Origin of the sequence: Mycobacterium aquaticum, assembly GCF_002086485.1 — a bacterium.
Taxonomy (GTDB): Bacteria; Actinomycetota; Actinomycetes; order Mycobacteriales; family Mycobacteriaceae; genus Mycobacterium; species Mycobacterium aquaticum.
The window spans coordinates 1-21,559 of record NZ_MVHF01000056.1 but is presented as its reverse complement, the minus strand read 5'-3'; the positions used below and the strand labels follow the sequence as shown (position 1 = coordinate 21,559).

Sequence of the window (21,559 nt, the reverse complement as noted above, 5' to 3'; positions counted from 1 at the left end):
TATGCTTACCTTATGGCGCAATTGGTCGGAAAGCAGGCATCACGCGGCCTGGAGGGCGCGCTGGTTCGGCTGTGCCGCGGCGGTGACTACGAGCTGACCGTCGTCGGCCGTACCGAGCTGACGGCGAACTACCTGCGGTTGCATTTCACCGCCGAGCGGCTGCTCGCCGAGCAGCGGCTGCACCCCACGATGTGGGTGCGGGGTTGGTTTCCCGACGGCGGCCAGGCGCATCAGCGCGGCTACACGCTGGTCAACCCGGATCCCGAGGCGGGCACGGTCGACATCGACTTCGCGCTGCACGACGGGGTGGCCACCCGGTGGGCCAAGGGCGCGGCTGTCGGCGACGTCCTCGAGGTGACGGTGCTGGGCAGCAACTTCGCGCTTCCCGATCCCCAGCCCGCCGGCTACGTCATCGTCGGCGACGCCGCATCGCTGCCTGCCATCAACTCACTGCTCGACGCCATCGGCGACGCCCCGGCCCGGGTGTTTCTCGAAGCCGGGCACGACGACGATCCGAAGCTGCCGATCGCAGGAGCGGCCGACGTCACATGGGTGGGCCGCGATGGCGAGGGACTGCTGCAAGCCGTCAGCTCCTCGGCGTTCGACGCCGCCGATCACTTCGGCTGGGTCGCGTGCAACAACCGCACCACGCGCGAGGTGGCCCGGGTGTTCCGCGAGGAGTATCGAATCCCGCGCAAGAGCATCAAGGCGCAGGCGTACTGGGCGGCCTGACTCAGTCCGCCGGCTGGTGCGCAGGCACCACGAGGGGTGCGACGAATTCCGCCAGCATTGCCCGTTCGTCGGCCTCGTCGAGGCCGGGGAAGACCAGCAGCGAGACCATGACCCGCACCAGCCAGCGGGCACGGCGCTCGATCCCGTCGCCGCCCCCGCCCAGTGACCGCACGAACGCCTCGACCAGGGCCCGGATCACCTCGGAATGCTCGGCCATCTCACCGCCGATGGGCGGCGAGGCTGTGGCGAACCACGATGACAGCGCGGGACTGTCGCGCACGGCCCGCAGTCCGGTCATCACGCCTTCGATCAACCGTTGCGTCGGGTCGCTCACCCCGGCGACCTGGCGGGTGAGGTCTTCATAGAGACGACGCGCCTCCCGGTGCACATACGCCGTGTACAGCGCCTCGCGATTTTCGAAGTAGCGGTACAGCGTCGCGCGGGAACAGCCTGCGGCCGTGGCGATCTCGTGCATTCCCACAGTAGCGGCGTCCTGCCGCGTGAACAGCTCGTCGGCGGCGTCGAGGATCCGGTCGGCCGCCACCTCGGATCGGCGGGCAGCCAGCCAGTCGCCGGCCATCACGCGCCGGCTCGGAATGGGACCGACAGCGGGCGGCGCACGTAGCTGCCGCCTGCCCACACCACCGCATCGAGGTCGACCTCGAAATCCGGGCAGCGCGATAGCAATTCGGTCAGTGCCACCCGCGATTGCATCCGGGCGGCGGCCGCCCCAAGGCAGAAATGTGCGCCGTGGCTGAACGTCAAGATGTTGCGGGGGTGGCGTCGGACGTCGAGTTCGGCTGCGTCAGGCCCGAATTCGCGTTCGTCGCGGTTGCCCGACCCGTACAGCAGCAGGGTTCGGCGGCCCGCGGGAACGGTGGTGTCACCGATGGTGACGTCGCGGGTGGTTGTGCGGGCCAGGCCCTGCACCGGTGAGGTCAGCCGCAGGAACTCGTCGACCGCCTCGGGGATAAACGCCGGATCTTCTACCAGCAGCCGCCGCTGATCTGGCCGCTGCTGCAGCAATTGCACTGCGCCACCGAGCATTCCGGTGGTCGTGTCGTTGCCGCCGGTGACCATGGTGAAGGTGAATGCCAGGATCGACAGCACTCCCGAGATGTCCCCGTCAGCACCCACCCCCGCCGCCACCAGATGCGAGATGGTGTCGTCGGCCGGTTCGGCGCGCCGGCGTTCGATCAGTTCGGCGAAGTAGCCCGCCATCGCCGTGACGGCATCGGTGGCGCTGCCCAACGCGCCCGCGATCCCGTCGGACGAGGTGTTGGCGGCGACGATTGCTTCGGTCCAGCCATCGAATTGGGCCCGGTCGGCTTCGGGCACCCCGAGGTAGTGCGCGACGACCATCGACGGCAGTGGTTTGAACAACTCGGTGACGATGTCGCCGCCCCCGTTGGCGCGCAGTTCTTCCAATCGAGATATGACGAACTCCCGCACCTTCGGTTCCACCGCCTCGACCTGGCGCGGGGTGAAGCCGCGCGAGACCAGCTTGCGGAACTCGGTGTGCACCGGCGGGTCTTGCATGACGAACGGCGGGTTCTCGGCCAGCCCGATCATCTCCATGTCGCCGTACGTGACGGTCAGGCCCTGGGCCGACGAGAAGGTCTCGTGATCGCGTGCGGCCGCCCAGATGTCGGCGTGCCGGGACAGCACGTAGTAGTCCTGATCGGGTCGATCGGCGGGCACCACGTGGTGGACTGGATCGTGTTCGCGCAGGGCGGCGTACATCGCCCACGGGCTCGCCCAGGTATCGGCATCGGCGAGTTCGAAGCGCGCCGGAGATTCGGACAATTGAGACAGAGGAGCTGTCATGTCTTATTGGTACGACAGTTCGTAGGCTTGTGTCAATAGCGATACGGCCCCGGTAAATGTTGGTGTTGTTGCCCGCGCGGCAGCCGTGTCGACGATGTCAGGCTTGTCGGGATTGAGTTCATGGGCAGCGACCACGGCGTGCTGCAACAGTTTTCAGCCGACGATGAGGTCGCCGATGGTCATCCGTTATCGGCGATGTCAGATCAGGCGTCGTCGAGCAACTGCGTCAGGCCGTTGAGGATCAAATCCAACCCGAGGCTGAACTCGCGGTCCAGGCCGACCGGCAGGTGGTCGGACACGGCAACGGTGGCGGGATAGGACTGTGGATCCTGGGCGCGCCAGGTTTCGGGAAGCTCGGCGTCGTCGTCGGTCGCGTGCTCGCCGAGTTGGATGGCGAATCCAAGGACGAAACGCGCCACTGTCGCGTAGGCCTGTGCGGCCAGCTCAGAACCGAACCCTGCATCCAGCAACACCGCCAGCATCACTTCGCGCTGCCGCATTGCATTGGGTCCCATCGGGATTCGGCCCGCTAGCAACCGCGGAACGTGCGGGTGCACACGGAAGACTTCGAACATCGTGCGTGCGACCGTTTCCACGGACTGCTGCCACGGCATTTCGCGTACCGCGGCCGCATCGATATCGGCCGCACCGAGCACGGCGTCGATGACATGGGCGGTCAGTTGCGCACGCGACTTGAAATGCCGGTAGAGGGTGGCAGTGCCCGAATCCAGGCGCTGGGCCAGTGTCCGCATGGACAACGCCTCGGCGCCGTCCTCGTCGACGATCGCGGTGGCCGCGGCGATGATGCGCTCCACTGGGACGGCAGGGCGTCCTCGCGACCGTGGGGTCGACTGCTGCGCCGCTTTCGAAGTCGGGGTCACCGCCTCAGTATCACTGACCCTTGACACCCAGCATAATTATGGCGACACTGTATCCATTATGCCTGTTCGCGATATCGATGTTCGCCCGGACTCGCGCTTCGCCGCAGTCGACGGGATGCGGATCCATTACCGACGGTCAGGGGAGGGTCCGACGGTGGTGCTCCTGCACGGCAGCGCGTCCTCGCTGTACGGGGTGGAGGCCGTCGCCCAACGACTGTGGGGGTCCTTCGACGTGATTCGCTTGGACCTACCTGGTTTCGGCGTAACGGGGCCGCGCCCCGATCGCGACTACCGCGTCGCCACCTACGCGGCGACGCTCGCCAGGTTCTTAGACGTCATCGGCGTCGAGCGATGCGCCTTGGTGGGGAATTCGTTGGGCGGCAACATCGCCTGGAATCTTGCCCTCGACCATCCCGAGCGCCTGCAGCTGGCCGGTTTGGTATTGATCAACGCGACTGGCTATCCGGACAAGGAACCGCCCGCCGCAATGGCGTTGGCGCGCAACCCGGTAGTCGGGCGACTGCTGCGGTGGTTCATGCCCCGACGCGCTGTCGAGCGCAGCCTGCGCCAGGCCGTCGGGCCGAACTCGGACATTGTCGATGCTGCGATGGTGGATCGCGCGCACCGGTTGTGGAACCGGGCCGGCAACCGGTCGGCGTTCGTGGATTTTCTGACCACCGACCAGCCCGACCGCAGCGGTGAGATTCCCCATATCGACGTGCCTACGCTGGTGCTGCGCAGTGCCGACATGGATGGCCAACACTTCGCCCGCGACATCGTCGGAAGTGCCGAGAAGGTCCATCCCGACGGTGGACATCTGCTGCCCGAGGAGGACCCGGCTTGGGTGGCCGACGCGATCACCGAGTTTCTACACTCCCGCCCGGCAAGGAACGCCCGATGAGGTACTTCGTCGCGGCCGGAGAAGACCGCCGACTGGACGCCGCCACGCGGGGTCGTCTTCGCGGTAGTTACATTGAATTGAGCGATGGTGTAACGCATTACGAGTTGGCTGGGCCTGACGGCGGCGATGTCGTCGTGCTGGCCGGCGGGCTGACCATTCCGTTGTTCTACTGGGACGCATTGGCTGCGGAGTTACATGCCCGCGGACTGCGCACACTGGCCTACAGCGGCTACGGGCGCGGCTACTCCGACCGTGTCATCACCCGCTATGACGAGACGCTGTTCGTCCGTCAACTCCGCGAGCTCGTCGAGCACCTCGACCTACCCGCCTCCTACCACGTGGTGGGGACGTCGATGGGTGCGCTGATCGCCATGGCGTATGTGGGTCAACACGTCGGCAGCGCGGCCACTCTGGCGCTGGTAGGCCCTGCCGGGCTGAGTCGTCAACCCGTTGCGCAGAAACTGTTGCTGGGCAACGACATCGCAGCCGGCGTCATCGCCAAGCGGTTTGGGCGGCGCATCCTCGAACGGCATCTGGGACACAATGTGGCAGACGCCGACCATGCCGCCGCACTGGCGGAGATGATCGGTGACGCCTCACGATACGAAGGTTCGATCTACGCATTTTTCGATACGCTGCAACACTTTCCGCTGTTCGATCGCGCCGAACTCTACCGGCACACCGGCAGGCTTCGCCTGCCCACGCACCTGATCTGGGGCCGCGACGATCACGTCACCCCCATCGGCAGCCTGGGTCAGGTCCGTGAACTACTTCAGCCCAGCCAATGCCACGTCATCGATGACTGCGGCCACATGGCTCCGTTTGAACGTCCCCGTGTTGTCGCCGACCAACTCGCGACTTTCTACGGCACCTTCCACAGATCGGCTTGACCCATGACAACACCAAGCATCATCACAGACGTCTTGATCGTCGGCGCGGGGCCCGCCGGTACCGCGCTTGCGATCGACCTCTTACGCCGCGGTGTGGCGGTACGTCTCGTGGACAAGGCGCCACATGCCTTCGACGGTTCCCGAGCCAAAGGCGTCCAGCCCCGCACTCTCGAGGTTCTCGACGATCTGGGCGCGTTGCCCGACATTCTCGATCAAGGTGCCCTCTACCCACCGATGGGAATCCATCTCGGCCCGATCACCATCCCTTTCACGATGATGGCCAAGGGAAAACGTGGTCCCGATGTCCCATACCCCGACACCTGGCTCATCCCGCAGCACCGTACCGACCGCGCGCTGCATGCTCAGTTCGAATCCCTCGGGGGACGCGTCGATTTCAGCACTGAGCTGGTGGATTTCACCGACCACGGCACACATGTCACCGCACGCGTCACGACCACCGATGGTGCCGAGGACATCTCCGCGCGCTACCTTGTCGGCGCCGACGGCGGCGCCAGCCGGGTCCGCAAGGTCCTCGGCGTCGAGTTCAGCGGCTCCACCGACGAGGCCGATCGCATCCTCATCGTCGACGCAGCCGTCTCTGGTGGACTGTCTCGCAAGTACTGGCACGTGTGGCCCGGACTCAAAGGACGCTTCGTCGGCGCTTGCCCGCTGCCGCACAGCGACACATTCCAGTGGATGATCCGACTTTCGCCGAACGAACAACCGCCGGAAGACCTGCCCAAGATCAACGCGCGCATCCAAGCCCATACCCACAACAAGCGTCTCGTGCTGCGAGACATCCAGTGGCAGTCGGTGTTTCGCCCCAACATCCGGCTGGCTCAGAACTACCGCCGCGGCCGTGTACTGCTGGCCGGTGACGCCGCCCACGTTCACACCCCCGCCGGCGCCCAGGGCCTCAACACCGGGATCGGCGACGCCTACAACCTGGGCTGGAAACTCGGTCAAGTCCTTGCAGGAGCAGACGATCGGCTCCTCGACACCTATGAACAGGAGCGCCAGCCCGTCGCAGCCGGTGTGCTCGGGCTATCCACCAAGAAATACGAAGGCATCGGCAAGTTCGACCCCTCCAGCATTCGGCGCGGCAAGGACGAGAAGCAACTCGGCCTGTCTTATCACGGCGGGCCGCTGGCACCGCTCGTCGCCGACCGCACCGAGACGCTGCGCGTCGGCGATCGCGCGCCAAATGCTGATGTCGTCGACGCGGACGGCAACGGCGTGCGGCTGTTCGACGCCTACCGCGGACCTCACTTCACCGCCATTGCATACGGCGCGCATGCCGCCGACGCGGTGGCGAAACTCGACTGGCCAGCCGCCGGTGCGCGACTCAACCGCGTCCTCATCGACACCGACCCCACCGGACAATTCGCCGAGATCTACGGGTTGTCCCGAGACACGTTGTTGCTGATCCGGCCGGACGGCTACATCGGGCACATCGCCATCCACAACATCGCCGAAACAACAGGCGCCGCTGCCCAATCCATGACGCCGCACATCGTGACATCAGCGCCATCGAAGCGGTCATGATCGGATAGGCGCTCACGTCGGACTGTCAAGCCGCGAACTCACCGGTGACGTGGGGCGTCGGGGCAGCTGGCCGCTCAGCGTTGCTGACGTCGCTCAGCGTTGCTGAGGTCGCCCAAGCGCATCGGTGATGAACCTCGTGGCGAGGTCGAATGACGCCGCGGTTTCGGGCAATTCGGGCTCGGTTTGGTAGACGTGCCACAGCCCGGGGGTGGAGTCCAGCGTGACCGTCACCCCGTCGCGGCGAAGAACCTCGGCCAGGCGCTCGCAATCGGGCGCGAACAGGTCCAGGGAGGCGGTCGTGAGCAGGACGGGCGCGCGGAGCCCCTTGAAGCGACCGTTGATGGGGGAAACCGCCGGCGTGGATGTCGACTCGGCGCCGGCATAGAGCGAGGCCGCTCGATCGAGCATTCCATTCCAGCGAATGCGCGCGTCGAGGCCCTCGTTGACCATGCGGCTGGACTCCCTTGAACCCGGTGGCATCAAGTCGGACCAAGGCGAGAAGAGGACGACACCGGCCGGGTGTACGAGGCCAGCGTCGCCGGGAAGACCGGACACGATCCTGCTCAGAAGCGCCAGGGCAAGGTTCCCCCCGGCGGATTGCGCCACGAGCATGGCGGATCCTGACCAGTTCGAGGTGAGGGCACGCCACACTGCTGTCACTTGGTCTAGTGCGACGGGATAACGCTGCTCCGGGATGAGGTCGTATTGCACGGATACGGCGGGGAGCCCAGTGCCGGCGGCCAGGGCGAGCACGATGGGGTCGACCGGACCGCCGACGAGGAACGCGCCTCCGTGGACGTACACGATGAAGGGCTTGCCGGACTCTTTCGCGGGTCCGCCGCTGAATTCTGCCGCAGCGGTGGTGTGGGGTGTGATGCGGGTGACTCGCACTCCGGCGACACTGTCCTTGACGATGTCACCTTCGAAGTTCGTGTGCGCAGTTCGTATCTGGTGACGAGAGCGCCAATGGCTTACTGCTCGGATGAGAGGTGCCGTAAGTCGGTTGATCGGCACGGGGATTCGGCCGGGTGGGGCGGTCGCGGCTATGCGCGCCGCTGCAGCGGAGATCTTGACCGGTCTAGGCCCGGAGTCCCCAGCGCGGTCTCGCGCGGGGTCTCGACCGGGTTGTGTCGACATCATGCGTTCCCTTCTCGTCAACGGGCGGGGAAAGGTGACTCGCCACCGGTGCCACCGTGCTGCTGATCTCTCTACCGTGTCCATAGGATCGCCTCGAATCACTTGTGGATACACTGTAGCCATAAATGATTCGAGTGGCCAATCGCGCCCGGCGACGTACTGGCGAATGGGGACCTTTTGAAGAGCTACATCTGCACGGCAGTGGTCGCGGCGGTGTGCGCACTGTCGGCTGCCTGCATTGCCGCACCACCCGCCTCCGCGGCCGCGTGCCCAGATATTGAGGTGGTATTCGCCCGTGGCACAACACAACCTCCGGGGCTCGGCGAAGTAGGGCAGGCCTTCGTCGATTCGCTCGCCTCGAAAGTGGGCGCACGCTCGGTCGAGGCGTACGCCGTCGACTACCCAGCCACCTGGGATTTCGACACCGGGATGCCCGACGGATCCTCTGATGCGAGCGGTCACATTCAATCCATCGCCGCGACCTGCCCCAAAACCCGGATGGTGCTCGGCGGCTACTCGCAAGGGGCAGGCGTCATCAGCTTGACCACGACGGGGATGCCCCCGCAGATCGCCGATCACGTTGCCGCAGTGGTGCTGTTCGGCAACCTCGAGAGCGCCTATGCGGCCACGCTCATGCATGGCCCGCTGCCCAGCATCGGCCCCGCGTATACCGGTAAGACCATCGACGTCTGCGTGCCCAACGATTTGATCTGCTCCGACGGCCAGGACTGGGGCGCACACACCGCGTATGTCCAGACCGGCAGGGTCGACGAGGCGGCCGGTTTCGCTGCCAGTCGACTGTGATCGGCTGGGCAGTTCGGATCGCTCGACGTTCGCCGGGTGCCGACTAGGCTCGGCGCCGTGAGCATTCCCAACACGCCGCAGTCACCTGCCGCGACGCCGACGTGTTACCGGCATCCCGACCGCCAGACGTATGTACGGTGCACGCGTTGTCAGCGGTACATCTGCCCAGAGTGCATGCGCTCGGCCGCTGTCGGTCACCAGTGCGTGGAATGCGTCAACGAGGGCGCCAAATCCGTGCGGGCACCACGCACCCAGTTCGGCGGGAAGCTGAGCAACGGCACTCCTCTGCTCACCTACGGACTCATCGCGGTCAACGTGCTGATGTTCGTGCTACAGATGACGTCGAAGAACCTTGAGGGCGAACTGACCTTGTGGTCGCCGGGCATCGCCATCCACGACCAGTACTACCGGCTGGTCACCTCGGCCTTCCTGCACTACGGCCTGACGCATCTGCTGTTCAACATGTGGGCGCTCTACGTGGTCGGGCCGCCGCTGGAAGCGTGGCTGGGGAGACTGCGTTTCGGTGTGCTCTACGCACTGAGCGGCCTGGGCGGTTCGGTGCTCGTATATCTGCTGTCGCCACTGCAATCCGCGACAGCAGGCGCGTCGGGCGCGATCTTCGGCTTGTTCGGCGCGATCTTCGTGGTCGCGCGGCGGCTGCGGCTCGACGTGCGCTGGGTCGCTGCGGTCATCGTCATCAACCTGGTGTTCACGTTCGTCGGCCCGACCCTGGGGACCGGCGCGATCAGCTGGCAGGGCCACGTCGGTGGGCTGCTCACCGGCGCCGCGGTGGCAGCGGCCTTCGTCTACGCCCCGCGCGCACATCGCAATGCGATCCAGGCCGGGGTTTCGGTCGGCGCGTTGCTGATATTCGTGGCACTGATCGCGTTCCGCACCAACCAGCTGCTGACGTCTTTCGGGATGACCTGAGAGCTAGATGGCCGCACCCGGATTGAGGATGTTGTCCGGGTCCAGCGCCTGCTTGATGCGGTGGTTGAGGGCCATTGCGTCGGGGCCGATCTGACCGGCCAGCCACGGCCGCTTGAGCCGGCCGACGCCGTGTTCGCCGGTGATGGTGCCGCCCAAACCGACTGCCAGGTCCATGATCTCGCCAAACGCGAGCTCGGCCCGCCGCGTCATGTCAGGGTCTGCCGGGTCGAACACGATCAGCGGATGGGTGTTGCCGTCACCGGCGTGTGCGATCACCGAGATCAGCAGGTCGTGCTGCTCGGCGATCTTGGCGACGCCGCCGACCAGTTCGGCCAGTGCGGGCAGCGGCACCCCGACGTCCTCCAGTAGCAGTGAGCCCTTGGCCTCCACGGCCGGGATCGCGAACCGGCGGGCCGCCACGAACGCTTCGCCCTCGTCGGGATCCGATGTCGAGAACACTTCGGTGGCACCGCATTCGGTGAACACCTCGGCCATGAACGCGACGTCGTCGGCGCCCGCGGCGCCCCGGTCGTCGGAGGCGGCCACCATCATGGCCGCCGCGGTGCGGTCCAGGCCCATCTTCAGTTTGTCCTCGACGGCGTTGATGGCCGCCGAATCCATGAACTCCAGCATGGACGGCCGGATCTTGCCGGTGATCTTCACGACCGAGGCCGCCGCGGCCTCGACCGAGTCGAATGTGGCCACCACGGTGCACGGCGAGTGCTGCGGCGGCAACAGCCGCAGCGTCACTTCGGTAACCACCCCGAGCGTGCCCTCGCTGCCGACGAACAACTTCGTCAGGCTCAGGCCCGCAACGTCTTTCAAGCGCGGGCCACCGAGGCGCACCGCGGTGCCGTCGGCCAGGACCACCTGGAGGCCCAGCACGTAGTCGGTGGTGACGCCGTACTTGACGCAACACAGGCCGCCTGCGTTGGTGGCGACGTTGCCACCGATGCTGCAGATCTCGAACGATGACGGGTCCGGCGGGTACCAGAGCCCATGGGCGGCAACGGCTTTCTTCACCTCGGCGTTGAGCAGGCCGGGTTGCACGACTGCCGTGCGGGTGACCGTGTCGACGGTGATGTCGCGCATCTTCTCGGTCGACAGCACGATGCCGCCGTTCAGTGCGGTGGCCCCGCCCGACAGGCCGGTGCCGGCCCCGCGGGGCACCACCGCCACCTTGTGCTCGGTGGCCCACCGCAGCACCTGCTGGACTTCCTCGGTGCGGGTCGGTCGCACAACGGCCAGGGGAGTGCCCGCGCCCGGATCGGCGGCGCGATCCTGCCGGTAGGAAGCCAGGATGTCCGGGTCAGTGACGACGACTCCTGCGGGAAGGGCGGAGATCAACTCAGGCAGCGCGGTGTGGGTCACGGCTCGATGCTACGACCGGACATCGGGTCGCTGTGAAATCCTTCATCGGTGCCCGGAGTCCGCTAGGGTCGTCCGGACCTGCAGTTTTGTGGGGTCATCGGCACGTAGTTTCGACGCGGCTCGGGGAGGGTCTGTGCACGAGCTTGCTGTCGTCGGGTCTGCCGTGCTCGACATCGTCATCAGCGACGGCGACCGCGACCGCTCCATCGGTTTCGGCGGCACGTGCCTACACGCCGCACTGACGGCGGCGATGTCCGGATGTGCGGTCGAGTTCTGCTCGCCCAGCTACCACGGGGCGGTTGCCGAATACTTCGCGAACTTCCTGGCCACCGCCGCCATAGAGTGGAACGCCGTCGCGCCGCCGCAATCAATGCCGATCTGCCGGGCCCTCGTCGACGGTAGCGGGTCACTCATATCGGAGTCGTTCGATGCCGGCGGTGCCTACTCTGCCGTCACACCTGACATCGTCGGGCAGATCGTGAGCACGCCGACGATGATCGGTACCGACTTCGATCAACGGGTTCTGCAGGCGGCCATCACGCAATCCGCTCGCACGAACGTCGCCAGTTGGTTATTGACCAGCGCATCGCTGAGTGCTCCGGTCGTAAGCCTGCTGAATCCGCGGCCCACTTTTGTCGGGTTGAACCTCGAAGAGCTGCGGATCGCCACGGGTCAACAGTTGAGCGACCGGGACGACGACTCGATCGCCCGGGTGGCACGCACCCTGGCGGCGCGTGGAGGCGCCGCGTTGGTCACCCTCGCCGATCGGGGAGCGCTCTTGGCCCCGGCATCGGCGGACTGGTACCTGGCGCAGAAGATCCCGCCGGCTTCGGGTGGACGTTGGCTCGGTGCAGGCGACGTCGCGTTCGGCGCACTGGCCGCTGCGGTTGTTCGGGGCGACGATCTGCCCACCGCCCTGAAGGTGGCCATGACCACTGCTCAGTCATTCGGACACTCCCGCATCGACGGCGTTTTGCGGTACCGCAATGCCGCCCGCCCGGAGCGGCCGCCCGAGATCCCCGACCCCGAAGTGCGTTACTACACATGAATAAGGCACACCATGGATCATCCTGACATCGCTCGCGTCGAAGCCCACCTGCGCAAGGCTGAGCGGCCCGTCGTCTTCTTCATCGGTGCGGGAATGTCGCGGCCGCTCGGCTTCCCGTCTTGGGTCGAGATGATCGAGAACCTCATCGACTACGGTCTGAGCGTCAAGCGACTGTCCGAGGAGCAGGCAGTTGTGGCGCGCGGGTTGCTGACCACCTACGATTACCTGGGCTGCGGTGAGTATCTGCGCCAGAAGATGGGGCACCGCGTCGACGAGCGGTTGTACGAGATCTTCGGTGGAGAGCTACCGGCTGATCTCGGCGTGTACGACTATCTGGTTCGGTTGCCGTGCGCCGGTTTCATCACCACCAACTACGATTCGGCGCTGGAATCGGCCTACGCCAAGCACTTTCGGAGACCCCTGGACGCGTTGCTGTCCGATGATCGGGCTCGCCTGGCGACGATCGGCGAGCGCAAGCCGTTTCTGTTCAAACTGCACGGTGACGCGGACCGTCGCAAATTTGTGCTGAGCACGTCCGATTACGAGCACATCAAGACAAATGAGCCGCTGTCCCGCTTTCTCTATTCGCTGTTCTTCAATTATGAGTTGGTCTTCCTGGGATATGGATTGGGAGACAACGATATCCTGACCGTCCTGGACCTGTTGAGCCGCGACTTCAAGGAACGCGGGCCACGCCACGTGGCACTGCTTCCCGACACCGTGACCGCGGATCTGCGGGCGCGCCTGGAGGACAAATACGGTATCGACATCGCGCCCTACGACGTCGCCAAGGACGGTCATCGTCCGGTATTGCGCACGGTCGCACAATGGTTCGTCAATCTCGCCGACGAAGGTGCAGACTTCCAGGCACGGCGAGGCCCGGCGGACTACCCCGCACTGTTGCGCGAGTATCCCGACCTGCTGATCCCGGAGCAGCGAGATATCTGCCGACAGGGGTTGCAGCGGCTGCTCGCGATGCCCACACACTGGGGCCTCTCGCCGGACGGGACACCGCGGGCGGCCAACACCGCTGAAGGGCTGATTGCCTTGGCGGCAACCAAATACGTGCTGGGACAGGATTATGAGCCGGCCGACGAGGTGGACTGGCTGGTGGGCATGCAGGGCGACGACGGCGGATTCCTCAGCGTCACGATCGGTGAGGTCAACACCCACACCCATGCCCTCTGCTTGCTGGCGCTGGCTCAGTGGGCTGCGCTGAAAGACGAGATCCCCCAGATTCTGGCCGACGGGCGCGACTGGTTGCTGGGCGCGGTGCGCGCCGACGAACCTGGTTGGGCGAGGTTCACCGATGACACCAGGGTCGCGGTCGTCCCGTCGCTGATGGCCTTCGGCGCGCTTCTGAATCTGGATGCATTCCCCCGGGACACCTGGATCCAGTTCCGTGACCAGGTGCTGATCAACGAGCAGATCGGGCACACGCTCACCCGGACCGCCGCGAGTGCAGCCGCGGCCGGTTGGGCGCTGTGGTTCGTCGGGCAGTTGGCAGCACGAGGGCTGGTCGAGGAGCGTGATCTCCGCCTGGTGGATCTCGCGCTCAAACAGCTGACCAATCGACGTAACAACTTCCAGAGCGAGCACGAGGCGTTCGAGCACATCAAGAAAGGGGGCCACGGGGCTTGGCGGTCCTGGCATCACCCGACCGCGGCGGCGGTCGCACTCGGAGCCATGGCGTGGCTCGACGAGCGTCCGGAGCAGGCCTGGGAAGTGTGCGGCCGGGCCCTTGCAGTGGTGCTGCGGCAGGTCGCCGACTCCGATGCGGCCTCGACACGGGACGGTGGGGACCACGCCGGCACCGAGGTATTCACCTTCGTGTGGATGTACGGCGTGTGGGCACTAGGGGAGGCGCTTCAGCGTCTCGGTGCCGGCCGGATCGTGAAGGCGGGTCTGGTGTGCGTCGGTGGTCGACGACTGCTGTTGCTGCGCAAGCGTGGACGAGATCTGTTGATCCTGCCCGGTGGCACCATCGAATCGGGGGAGACGCCTGCAGAGGCCCTGGATCGCGAGCTCAAGGAAGAGCTCGGCGTGATGCCGTCAGGCGTCGGATTCTGGGATGTCTTCACCAGTCGGGCCGCGTTCGAGCCGGGGGTGGAACTGGAGATCCACGCCTTCGAAGGCACCCTGGACGGGTCACCCTCTGCGAGAGCCGAGATCGCCGAGATCGTCTGGTTCGATGTCGATTCCGACGACGAGAACGATTTGTCCCCGATCATCCGCGAACAGATCCTCCCCGAGCTTCGGGACAGGCTGGCCTAAGCGGCGGGACCGGGTTCGGTGCGATCCAACTGCCGTAGGGCAGGCAGGAAGATCGCGACCACGCCGAGCAGCAGCATCGGCAGAGCCAGGGCCAGGAACGTGGCGTGCAGCCCGGCGTGATCGGCCATCGGACCGGCGACCACCAGGCCCAACGGACCGGCGGCGTAGGCCAGTGAACCCATCACGCCGACCACCCGGCCGCGCAGATGCTGCGGTGACCTGGTCTGCATGACGTAATTGGCGATCGGCGCGATCGGCCCGTAGACCAGGCCCACGATCGCGCACATCGTCAGGATCAGCGGCAGGGGCGGCAGGAAGGCGACCACCGTCATCGCCACGCCGAGGGTGATCACGGCGGTGAGCATGGTGGCGCGTCGGCTCAGATATTTCGACACCACGGCATACCCGAGCGCGCCCACCAACCCGCCGATGCTCATGGCCATCAACACCCAGCCCAGCTCGGCGGGCTCATCACGGTCGGTGAAGTACTTGGGGAACAGCACGCTCTCCATCGGCATGTACAAGCCGGTGGCGACCAGGTCGATGATCGCCAGAGTGCGCAGCACCGGTGTGTGCCAGACGAATCGCAGGCCTTCGACGATGCCCGACCACACCCCGTCGGGCAACGCGTCCCGGTCGGGCGTGCCTGCACCCTCCAATCGCAGCACCGCGATGGCCGCCAGCGAGCAGACGAACGTCGCGGCTGTCACCCACATGGTGTTGATCCCGCCGATCGCCGCGATGAGCAGGCCGCCGATGCCGGGGCCGACGATGTAGGCCAGGCTGAACGCGGCCTCGTACACGCTGTTGGCGTGGTCCAGGCTCCAGCCGGCCCGTTCGGCGGCCTCGGGCAGCATGGTCTGGCGCGCGGTCATGCCGGCCGGGTCGAAGAACGCCCCGAAGGCCGCAAGCACAGCCAGCACGACGACGTTGATCGCCTGCACGCCGAACACCAGCGCCAGCACCGGCACCGTCGCGACCGAGATGCCCGAGAGCACGTCGGAGAGCATCGACACGCGCCGCCGGCCGAGATAGTCAACGGCCGCCCCCGCGATCAGCGTCGCGGCCAGCAGCGGCAGCGTCGCGGCCATCGCGACGATCGCGGCGTCGAGCGCAGATCCGTTGCGCTGCAACACCAACCAGGGGAACGCCACCATCGAGATGCCGTTGCCCGCGCCTGCCATCAATGCGGCGAACAGGATCAACAGCAGTGGGCCGCGCTTGGTCTCGGTCATGGCTATCGCGGCGAATCTAACACCGTGGGGCACAGTGGACGGGTGCAGCGGGCTCAACTGCCTCATCCCAGGACCGGGAACCTCTTCGACTCACCGGTGCCGCCCGGCGCGGGCTGGCCCGGCGACCCCGCCGACCCCGACACACCGGTGGCGCGAACCGCGCCGCGCGTACGGCGCCTGGCCGCAGGCGCCGACTCCGTCGGTGAACTCGACGCGCGGGTATCGGTGTGCCGGGCCTGCCCACGGCTCGTGGCGTGGCGTGAAGAGGTCGCCGTGGTCAAACGAAAGTCCTTCACCGATCAGCCGTATTGGGGCAGACCCGCGACCGGGCTGGGTTCGGAGCATCCGCGGATCCTGATCGTTGGGTTGGCCCCGGCCGCGCACGGCGCCAACCGGACCGGGCGCGTCTTCACCGGAGACCGATCCGGGGACTTCCTGTTCGCCGCACTGCACCGGGTCGGCTTGGCCAGCCAGGAACACTCGGTCGACGCCGCCGACGGCCTGCGCCTCATCGACACCCGCATGGCCGCCGCCGTCCGCTGCGCCCCACCCGGCAACGCCCCCACCCCAGCCGAGCGCGCCACCTGTGCGCCCTGGTTGGACGCCGAATGGCGACTGGTCGGCGAAAGCGTGGGCGTAATCGTCGCGCTCGGCGGCTTCGCCTGGCGTTCTGCGTTGGACATGATCGGCGCGCCGCAGCGCCCGGCACCCAAGTTCGGCCACGGCGTCACCGCCACGCTCACCGGCGCCTTCGGCGAGGTGACGCTGCTGGGCTGCTTCCACCCGAGCCAGCAGAACACCTTCACCGGCCGGCTCACCGCGGCGATGCTCGACGACATCTTCGTCACGGCCCGCCGCATCGCAGTCGGGAACGAACCCGGCCGGCCATGACGTTGACGCTGTCATGCGGCTTTCTGTCCTCGACCTCGTCCCGGTGCGCACCGATCAGACCACTGCCGACGCGCTGACCGCCACGACGCACCTCGCGCAGACCGCCGACCGGCTCGGCTACACGCGCTACTGGGTCGCCGAACACCACAACATGGCGGCGGTGGCGGCCACCAGCCCGCCTGTGCTGATCGCGCATCTGGCGGCCCACACGTCACAGCTGCGGCTGGGCTCGGGCGGCGTGATGCTGCCCAACCACGCGCCGCTGGCCGTGGCCGAACAGTTCGCGCTCCTTGAGGCCGCGCATCCCGGCCGTATCGACCTCGGCATCGGTCGCGCGCCGGGCTCAGATCCCGTGACGTCGCTGGCGCTGCGCGGGGCCGCCGGCCGCGATGATCGTGACATCGAAGCGTTCCCGCAGTACCTCGACGATGTGATGGCGCTGATGGGCACCCGCGGGGTGCGGGTGCCGTTGCCGCGGGACCTGCTGCGCGAGAACTACGTCCTCAAGGCGACGCCTGCCGCAGCCAGCGAACCTCGGATGTGGCTGCTGGGGTCCTCGATGTACTCCGCGCACCTGGCTGCTGCCAAGGGGTTGCCGTATGTGTTCGCCCATCACTTCTCCGGGCAGGGCACCGCCGAGGCGCTGGAGATCTACCGCGACGAGTTCCAGCCCAGCCAGCACCTCGCCGAACCGTTGACCTTCCTGACCGTCAACGCCGTCGTCGCCGAAACCACCGATGAGGCAAAGGCTTTGCTGCTGCCCCAGTTGCAGATGATGGGCCGGCTGCGCACCGGGCAGCCGCTGGGCCCGCTCGATCTGGTGGAGGACGCCGAGGCCACCACGATGACCCCGCAAGCCGAAGCCGTGGTGGCTTCCGGCCTGCGTCGCGCCGTCGTGGGGTCGCCGACCGAGGCCGCCGATCAGGTGAGGGCACTGGCCGAGGAGTTCGGGGTCGACGAGGTGATGGTCAACCCGGTCGCCTCGGCGCGCCGCGGTGCCGACCCGGCCACCGCGACCGCCCGCGACACCACCCTCGAGTTGCTCGCCAAGGAGTTGTTCTAAGGCGACAGCACCACGACGGGTATGGGCCGCGTCGTGCGCTTCTGATACGCCTTGTAGCGGTCCTTGTTGCCCGGCATGTTGTTGACGATCTCCCACAACCGCGGGTAGTCGGGGTCACCGGGCAGCACCGGTTTGGCCGTCACGCCGAACCGCTTGGGGCCGACGTTGATCTCGACCTGCGGGTTGGCCTTGAGGTTGTGGTACCAACCGGGTGCCGTGGGGTCGCCGCCCTTGGACGCCACCACGAGGTAGTCGGTGCCGTCTTTCGCGTAGGTCAGCGAATTCGCGCGCGGTAGCCCTGTTTTGGCGCCGACGGTATGGATGATCAGCGCTTTCGGACCACCCGGGATCTGGTGCCCGATCCGGCCGTCGGTGGCCTTGTAGACCTTGTCGTGCAGCATCAGCATCGGCAGACCGATGTAGCGCTCCCACAATGGCATGCTCATGGGCTCAATCTTGCGCAGACTCATCGAGTTGCGCCAACGCCGCCCGCAGCAGGCGGGCCGACCCCTCGCGATCGGGGTCCCGCCGCATCAGCACGCCCTTGGCAAACGACAGCTTGTCGCCGTCGTGCCGCGGCACCACGTGCAGGTGGATGTGGAACACGCTCTGGAAGGCCGCTTTGCCGTCGTTGATGGCGATGTTGGTGCCGTCGGCGTGCAGCCCCGATTCACGCGCAGCTCGGGCGATGCGCTGCCCGACGACGGCCATTCCCGCGAGGGTCTCGGGTGGCGTGTCGGTCAGGTCGACGGTGTGCTTTTTCGGGATCACCAGGGTGTGGCCGCGCGTGAACGGCCGGATGTCGAGGATGCCGAGGTAGTCGTCGTCTTCGTAGGTCCGGATGGCCGGGGCCTCACCGGCGACGATGGCACAGAACACGCATGACATACCGCCACGTTATCCGTGACCGAAAGGGCAGCCGAAGACGTCTGGTTCACCGTCCATCGGGCAGGCCACTTTTCGGCAAAGAGCGAGTACCTTCACCGTATGGCCTGCGGCGACGTCAAATATGCACGGCATCGGAGGCCCAGCAATGACTGTGTGGCTCGCGTGGAGGTTGCCCGATGAATCCTTTGGCTGCGACCTTGACGGTCCGACTCGGAACCAGCGCCGCGAATCTGGTGCTGCTCGAGGATGGCGAGTGGACGCGTTATCCGTGGCCCGAGATTCTCGCTCGCGCCGAGAACACGGCCGAGCGGTTGCTCGACGATGGTGTGAACCGCGTCGGGCTGGTCGGTGAACCCACCGCGGAGTTCGTGTCGGCGATCATCGGCTCGATCCTGGCCGGGGCGGCGGTGTCGATCTTGCCGGGGCCGGTTCGCGGCGCCGAAGCCGCCCAGTGGGCGCACAACACGTTGAATCGGTTCGGCGGTATCGGCGTGCAACGCGTCCTGAGCCAGGGCAGCTATCTGGAGCGGTTGACCGAGGTCGCCGACACTGCGCAGGTCGTCGATCTCGCCGGTGTGGCACATGCCCGGCGGTCCACATCTTTCGTCGCGCCGGAGGCGCTCGCAGCGGTCGCGGTCCTGCAGGGCACCGCGGGATCGACGGGTTTACCACGGACCGTGCAGATTTCCCCCGAGGCGATGCTGGCCAACCTGACCGGCATCAACGAGCGGACCGGTGTCACAGCGGACACAGTGGGATGTTCGTGGCTGCCGCTCTATCACGACATGGGTCTGAGTTTTCTGATGTCGGGCGCAGTGGCCGGCGTGGAGGTGTGGCAGGCGCCGACCTCGGCGTTCCAGTCGTCGCCGTTCCGCTGGCTGAACTGGCTCACCGAGAGCCGGGCCACCTGCACCGCTGCGCCGAACATGGCCTACGGGATGATCGGCAAGTTCGCCCGCCGGGTCACCGGCATCGACCTTTCCGCACTTCGCTTCGCCCTCAACGGCGGCGAACCCGTCGACTGTGAGCTGACCGAGCGGTTCGCGGTCGAGATGTCCCGGTTCGGATTCTCTGCCGGTGCCCTGGCACCCTCGTATGGTCTGGCTGAATCCACCTGTGCGGTAACCGTTCCCGTGCCAGGCGTCGGAATGTTGGTGGACGAGACGGTGTTTCGCACCGACGAAGGGACCTCGCCGCGTCGGCACGTGGTGCTGGGCGGGCCGATTGCGGGCATGGAGGTACGCATCGAGCCCCATGAACACGCCGCGGTGGAAGTAACCGACCGCGAGGTCGGTGAGGTCGTCATCCGGGGTACGTCGATGATGTCGGGGTACCTCGGCGGCCAACCGCTCGATGCCGAGGAATGGTTCCGCACAGGCGATCTGGGTTACTTCATCGACGGTGGCCTGGTGGTGTGCGGCCGGGCCAAGGAGATCATCACCGTGGCCGGCCGCAACGTGTTCCCCGCCGAGGTCGAACAGGTCGCCGCCCAGGTGCCCGGCGTCCGGGAGGGCGCGGTGGTGGCCGTCGGGGTCGGGGAAGGCTCGATCCGTCCCAGCCTGGTGATCGCCGCCGAGTTCCGCGGGCCCGACGAGGCGGGTGCCCGCACCCGGGTGATCCAGCAGGTGGCCTCCGGCTGCGGTGTCGTGCCCGCCGACGTCGTGTTCGTCAAACCCGGTGCGCTGCCCCGCACGTCGTCGGGCAAGCTGCGGCGCTTCGAGGTCAAACGGACCCTGGTCGCCGACTGGGTGTAGCGGGCCTCAGCTGTTGGCGGCTGCCCATTCGTTGAGGCGGCGCTCTTGTTCCTCCGGTGAGACGTCCTCGACGCGGGTCATCACGCTCCAGCGTTGACCGAACGGGTCGATGATCGACGCGAATCGGTCGCCGGTGACGAAGGTCTGGATCGGCTCGCGGACGGTGGCCCCGGCCGCCACGGCACGTTCCGTGACCGCGTCGGCGTCGGCGCAGTAGAACGCGATCGAACCGGTGGCGTAGGCGTTCTTGTCGGGCGCGGCAATTTGATAGGCGTCCTGCGGATCGCCCAGTTGCAGACGCCCGTTGCCGAAGTCCAGTTCAGCATGCGCGACGGTGCCGTCGGGACCGTCCATCCTGCTCACCAGGGTGGCGCCGAACACGGAAACGTAGAAATCGATGGCGTCCGCGGCGCCGTCCAGGCACAGGAACGGGGTGAGGCTCGTGTAGCCGTCGGGAATCGGTTTCACAGTCATGTGGCCCAGTTTCGTAGCCTGGGTTCGATGGGTGCTTGGAGAAACGCGCCAGAATCGACCGCGCCGGTGCGCGGCGTTGTCGGCCGGGCGGGCACCGGCTCGGTGTTCGATCTGCACCGCTGGGCGCCGTCGCCGGACGCCGCCCGGTTCGTCGAGCACTTCTGGTCGGTGAGCTGGGACCGGCGCACAGAAGGACCGTTCGAGAGCACCGTCATCACCTTTCCGGCGATGCACATCACCCGAGAATGGGGCGACGACGACGTCCGCCACGGGGTTTCGTTGCCCAACACGTTGGTGCACGGTGTGGTGCCGCAGGTCTTCCGCACCACGATCAGCGGGCGTGGCTCCGTGGTGGGCGCCCGATTCCATACCGGCGGTTTCACCGCCCGGTTCGGCAGGGATGCCGCTGACTTGACGGGCAGAGTCGTTCCGGTGGACGACGAATTATTCGGGGCGCCAATAGTTCTCGACGACGATGTGGCCTCGGCGGGCGCTGCGCTGGATTCCGCTGTCGGAGCCTTTGCCGGCGAGCCCGACGCGACCTACCGAGCGCTGACACCGTTGCTCGACCGCATGCGTGAAGATGCGACGCTGCACCGTGTCGAACAGGTGATGGCCCATGCGCCGTGGAGCACCCGCACGACGCAGCGAGTATTCCGGCGGTATGTCGGCGTGCCCGTCAAATGGGTGCTGTGCCGCTATCGGCTGCAACAGGCGGCGCTGGAGATCGAGAGCACGCCCGGTATCGACTTCGCCGATCTCGCGGTCCGGCTCGGCTGGTATGACCAGGCGCATTTCAGCAACGATTTCCGCGCCATGCTGGGCTGGACGCCCGGCGAGTACGCCGGCCGGTTTGGTGGCTGACGTCGTGTGACTGCTGCGCTTTTAGAAGGGTGGTGGTTGGTAGTTGGTGG

General features: G+C 66.6%; 21 protein-coding genes. 12 read left to right on the top strand and 9 right to left on the bottom strand.

Annotated features, from left to right (window positions below; translation table 11 throughout):
• The first annotated feature begins 21 nt into the window (after positions 1 to 21).
• Positions 22 to 732 (top strand): siderophore-interacting protein, encoded by a 711-nt coding sequence (locus BST13_RS33930; RefSeq protein WP_095533824.1) that lies wholly within the window; start codon positions 22 to 24, stop codon positions 730 to 732.
• Position 733: 1 nt separating this feature from the next.
• On the opposite strand, the gene BST13_RS33925 is transcribed toward BST13_RS33930, so the two are convergent.
• The 3 genes from BST13_RS33925 to BST13_RS33915 all read right to left on the bottom strand — a co-directional run bounded on the left by BST13_RS33925 (position 734) and on the right by BST13_RS33915 (position 3,440).
• Complete coding sequence (locus BST13_RS33925; RefSeq protein ID WP_083170022.1) at positions 734 to 1,312, bottom strand: TetR/AcrR family transcriptional regulator; 579 nt, start codon at positions 1,310 to 1,312, stop codon at positions 734 to 736.
• The gene (locus BST13_RS33920) at positions 1,312 to 2,559 is read right to left on the bottom strand and encodes a cytochrome P450 (RefSeq protein WP_083170020.1); all 1,248 of its coding nucleotides are present in this window, start codon (positions 2,557 to 2,559) and stop codon (positions 1,312 to 1,314) included. The genes BST13_RS33925 and BST13_RS33920 overlap by 1 nt, the downstream gene beginning before the upstream one ends.
• 203 nt (positions 2,560 to 2,762) lie before the next feature.
• Positions 2,763 to 3,440, bottom strand: a complete 678-nt coding sequence (locus BST13_RS33915) for a TetR/AcrR family transcriptional regulator (protein WP_095533821.1) — start codon at positions 3,438 to 3,440, stop codon at positions 2,763 to 2,765.
• A gap of 58 nt (positions 3,441 to 3,498) precedes the next feature.
• On the opposite strand from BST13_RS33915, the gene BST13_RS33910 reads away from it, so the two are divergent.
• The 3 genes from BST13_RS33910 to BST13_RS33900 are packed head-to-tail and all read left to right on the top strand — an operon-like array spanning position 3,499 to position 6,776.
• The gene (locus BST13_RS33910; protein ID WP_083170016.1) at positions 3,499 to 4,341 is read left to right on the top strand and encodes an alpha/beta fold hydrolase; all 843 of its coding nucleotides are present in this window, start codon (positions 3,499 to 3,501) and stop codon (positions 4,339 to 4,341) included.
• Complete coding sequence (locus tag BST13_RS33905; protein ID WP_095533820.1) at positions 4,338 to 5,231, top strand: alpha/beta fold hydrolase; 894 nt, start codon at positions 4,338 to 4,340, stop codon at positions 5,229 to 5,231. The genes BST13_RS33910 and BST13_RS33905 overlap by 4 nt, the downstream gene beginning before the upstream one ends.
• 3 nt (positions 5,232 to 5,234) lie before the next feature.
• Positions 5,235 to 6,776 (top strand): FAD-dependent monooxygenase, encoded by a 1,542-nt coding sequence (locus BST13_RS33900; RefSeq protein WP_083170014.1) that lies wholly within the window; start codon positions 5,235 to 5,237, stop codon positions 6,774 to 6,776.
• 93 nt (positions 6,777 to 6,869) lie between these two features.
• On the opposite strand, the gene BST13_RS33895 is transcribed toward BST13_RS33900, so the two are convergent.
• The gene (locus BST13_RS33895; RefSeq protein WP_158087249.1) at positions 6,870 to 7,790 is read right to left on the bottom strand and encodes an alpha/beta hydrolase fold domain-containing protein; all 921 of its coding nucleotides are present in this window, start codon (positions 7,788 to 7,790) and stop codon (positions 6,870 to 6,872) included.
• Positions 7,791 to 8,090: 300 nt separating this feature from the next.
• Here BST13_RS33895 and BST13_RS33890 point away from each other — a divergent pair, with 300 nt between their 5' ends.
• Both BST13_RS33890 and BST13_RS33885 read left to right on the top strand, forming a co-directional pair.
• Positions 8,091 to 8,717 (top strand): cutinase family protein, encoded by a 627-nt coding sequence (locus BST13_RS33890; RefSeq protein ID WP_083170010.1) that lies wholly within the window; start codon positions 8,091 to 8,093, stop codon positions 8,715 to 8,717.
• Between the two features lie 57 nt (positions 8,718 to 8,774).
• Positions 8,775 to 9,647: a rhomboid family intramembrane serine protease gene (locus tag BST13_RS33885; RefSeq protein WP_083170008.1), complete on the top strand. Its 873-nt coding sequence runs from the start codon at positions 8,775 to 8,777 to the stop codon at positions 9,645 to 9,647.
• Between the two features lie 3 nt (positions 9,648 to 9,650).
• Here the strand turns inward: BST13_RS33885 and BST13_RS33880 are convergent, their stop codons facing one another.
• Positions 9,651 to 11,018 carry an FAD-binding oxidoreductase gene (locus BST13_RS33880; RefSeq protein ID WP_083170006.1) on the bottom strand — a complete coding sequence of 456 codons (1,368 nt, stop codon included), beginning with the start codon at positions 11,016 to 11,018 and terminating at the stop codon, positions 9,651 to 9,653.
• A 133-nt stretch (positions 11,019 to 11,151) separates the two neighbouring features.
• Here BST13_RS33880 and BST13_RS33875 point away from each other — a divergent pair, with 133 nt between their 5' ends.
• Together BST13_RS33875 and BST13_RS33870 are read left to right on the top strand one after the other, a co-directional pair.
• A complete protein-coding gene (locus BST13_RS33875) occupies positions 11,152 to 12,066 on the top strand; it encodes a carbohydrate kinase family protein (protein ID WP_158087248.1) in 915 nt (304 codons plus the stop codon).
• Between the two features lie 12 nt (positions 12,067 to 12,078).
• Positions 12,079 to 14,340, top strand: coding sequence for an SIR2 family protein (locus BST13_RS33870; protein WP_083170002.1), 2,262 nt, complete (start codon positions 12,079 to 12,081; stop codon positions 14,338 to 14,340).
• Here the strand turns inward: BST13_RS33870 and tap are convergent.
• Positions 14,337 to 15,575: a multidrug efflux MFS transporter Tap gene (tap, locus tag BST13_RS33865; RefSeq protein ID WP_083170001.1), complete on the bottom strand. Its 1,239-nt coding sequence runs from the start codon at positions 15,573 to 15,575 to the stop codon at positions 14,337 to 14,339. The genes BST13_RS33870 and tap overlap by 4 nt on opposite strands.
• Positions 15,576 to 15,599: 24 nt before the next feature.
• Between tap and BST13_RS33860 the strand changes: the two genes are divergently transcribed.
• A complete protein-coding gene (locus BST13_RS33860; RefSeq protein ID WP_095533819.1) occupies positions 15,600 to 16,466 on the top strand; it encodes a uracil-DNA glycosylase in 867 nt (288 codons plus the stop codon).
• Between the two features lie 13 nt (positions 16,467 to 16,479).
• Positions 16,480 to 17,529, top strand: coding sequence for an LLM class flavin-dependent oxidoreductase (locus BST13_RS33855; protein WP_083170000.1), 1,050 nt, complete (start codon positions 16,480 to 16,482; stop codon positions 17,527 to 17,529).
• Here BST13_RS33855 and BST13_RS33850 read toward each other — a convergent pair.
• Together BST13_RS33850 and BST13_RS33845 are read right to left on the bottom strand one after the other, a co-directional pair.
• Complete coding sequence (locus BST13_RS33850) at positions 17,526 to 17,975, bottom strand: nitroreductase family deazaflavin-dependent oxidoreductase (protein ID WP_211296253.1); 450 nt, start codon at positions 17,973 to 17,975, stop codon at positions 17,526 to 17,528. The genes BST13_RS33855 and BST13_RS33850 overlap by 4 nt on opposite strands.
• Positions 17,976 to 17,979: 4 nt before the next feature.
• Positions 17,980 to 18,417 carry an HIT family protein gene (locus tag BST13_RS33845; RefSeq protein ID WP_083169999.1) on the bottom strand — a complete coding sequence of 146 codons (438 nt, stop codon included), beginning with the start codon at positions 18,415 to 18,417 and terminating at the stop codon, positions 17,980 to 17,982.
• A gap of 176 nt (positions 18,418 to 18,593) precedes the next feature.
• Between BST13_RS33845 and mbtM the strand changes: the two genes are divergently transcribed.
• Complete coding sequence (gene mbtM, locus BST13_RS33840) at positions 18,594 to 20,171, top strand: long-chain-fatty acid--ACP ligase MbtM (protein ID WP_083169998.1); 1,578 nt, start codon at positions 18,594 to 18,596, stop codon at positions 20,169 to 20,171.
• Positions 20,172 to 20,177: 6 nt separating this feature from the next.
• Here mbtM and BST13_RS33835 read toward each other — a convergent pair whose 3' ends face one another.
• Complete coding sequence (locus BST13_RS33835; protein ID WP_083169997.1) at positions 20,178 to 20,645, bottom strand: VOC family protein; 468 nt, start codon at positions 20,643 to 20,645, stop codon at positions 20,178 to 20,180.
• Between the two features lie 27 nt (positions 20,646 to 20,672).
• Here BST13_RS33835 and BST13_RS33830 point away from each other — a divergent pair, with 27 nt between their 5' ends.
• On the top strand, positions 20,673 to 21,509 hold the full coding sequence (locus BST13_RS33830; RefSeq protein ID WP_083169996.1) for an AraC family transcriptional regulator: 837 nt from the start codon (positions 20,673 to 20,675) through the stop codon (positions 21,507 to 21,509).
• Positions 21,510 to 21,559 lie beyond the last annotated feature (50 nt).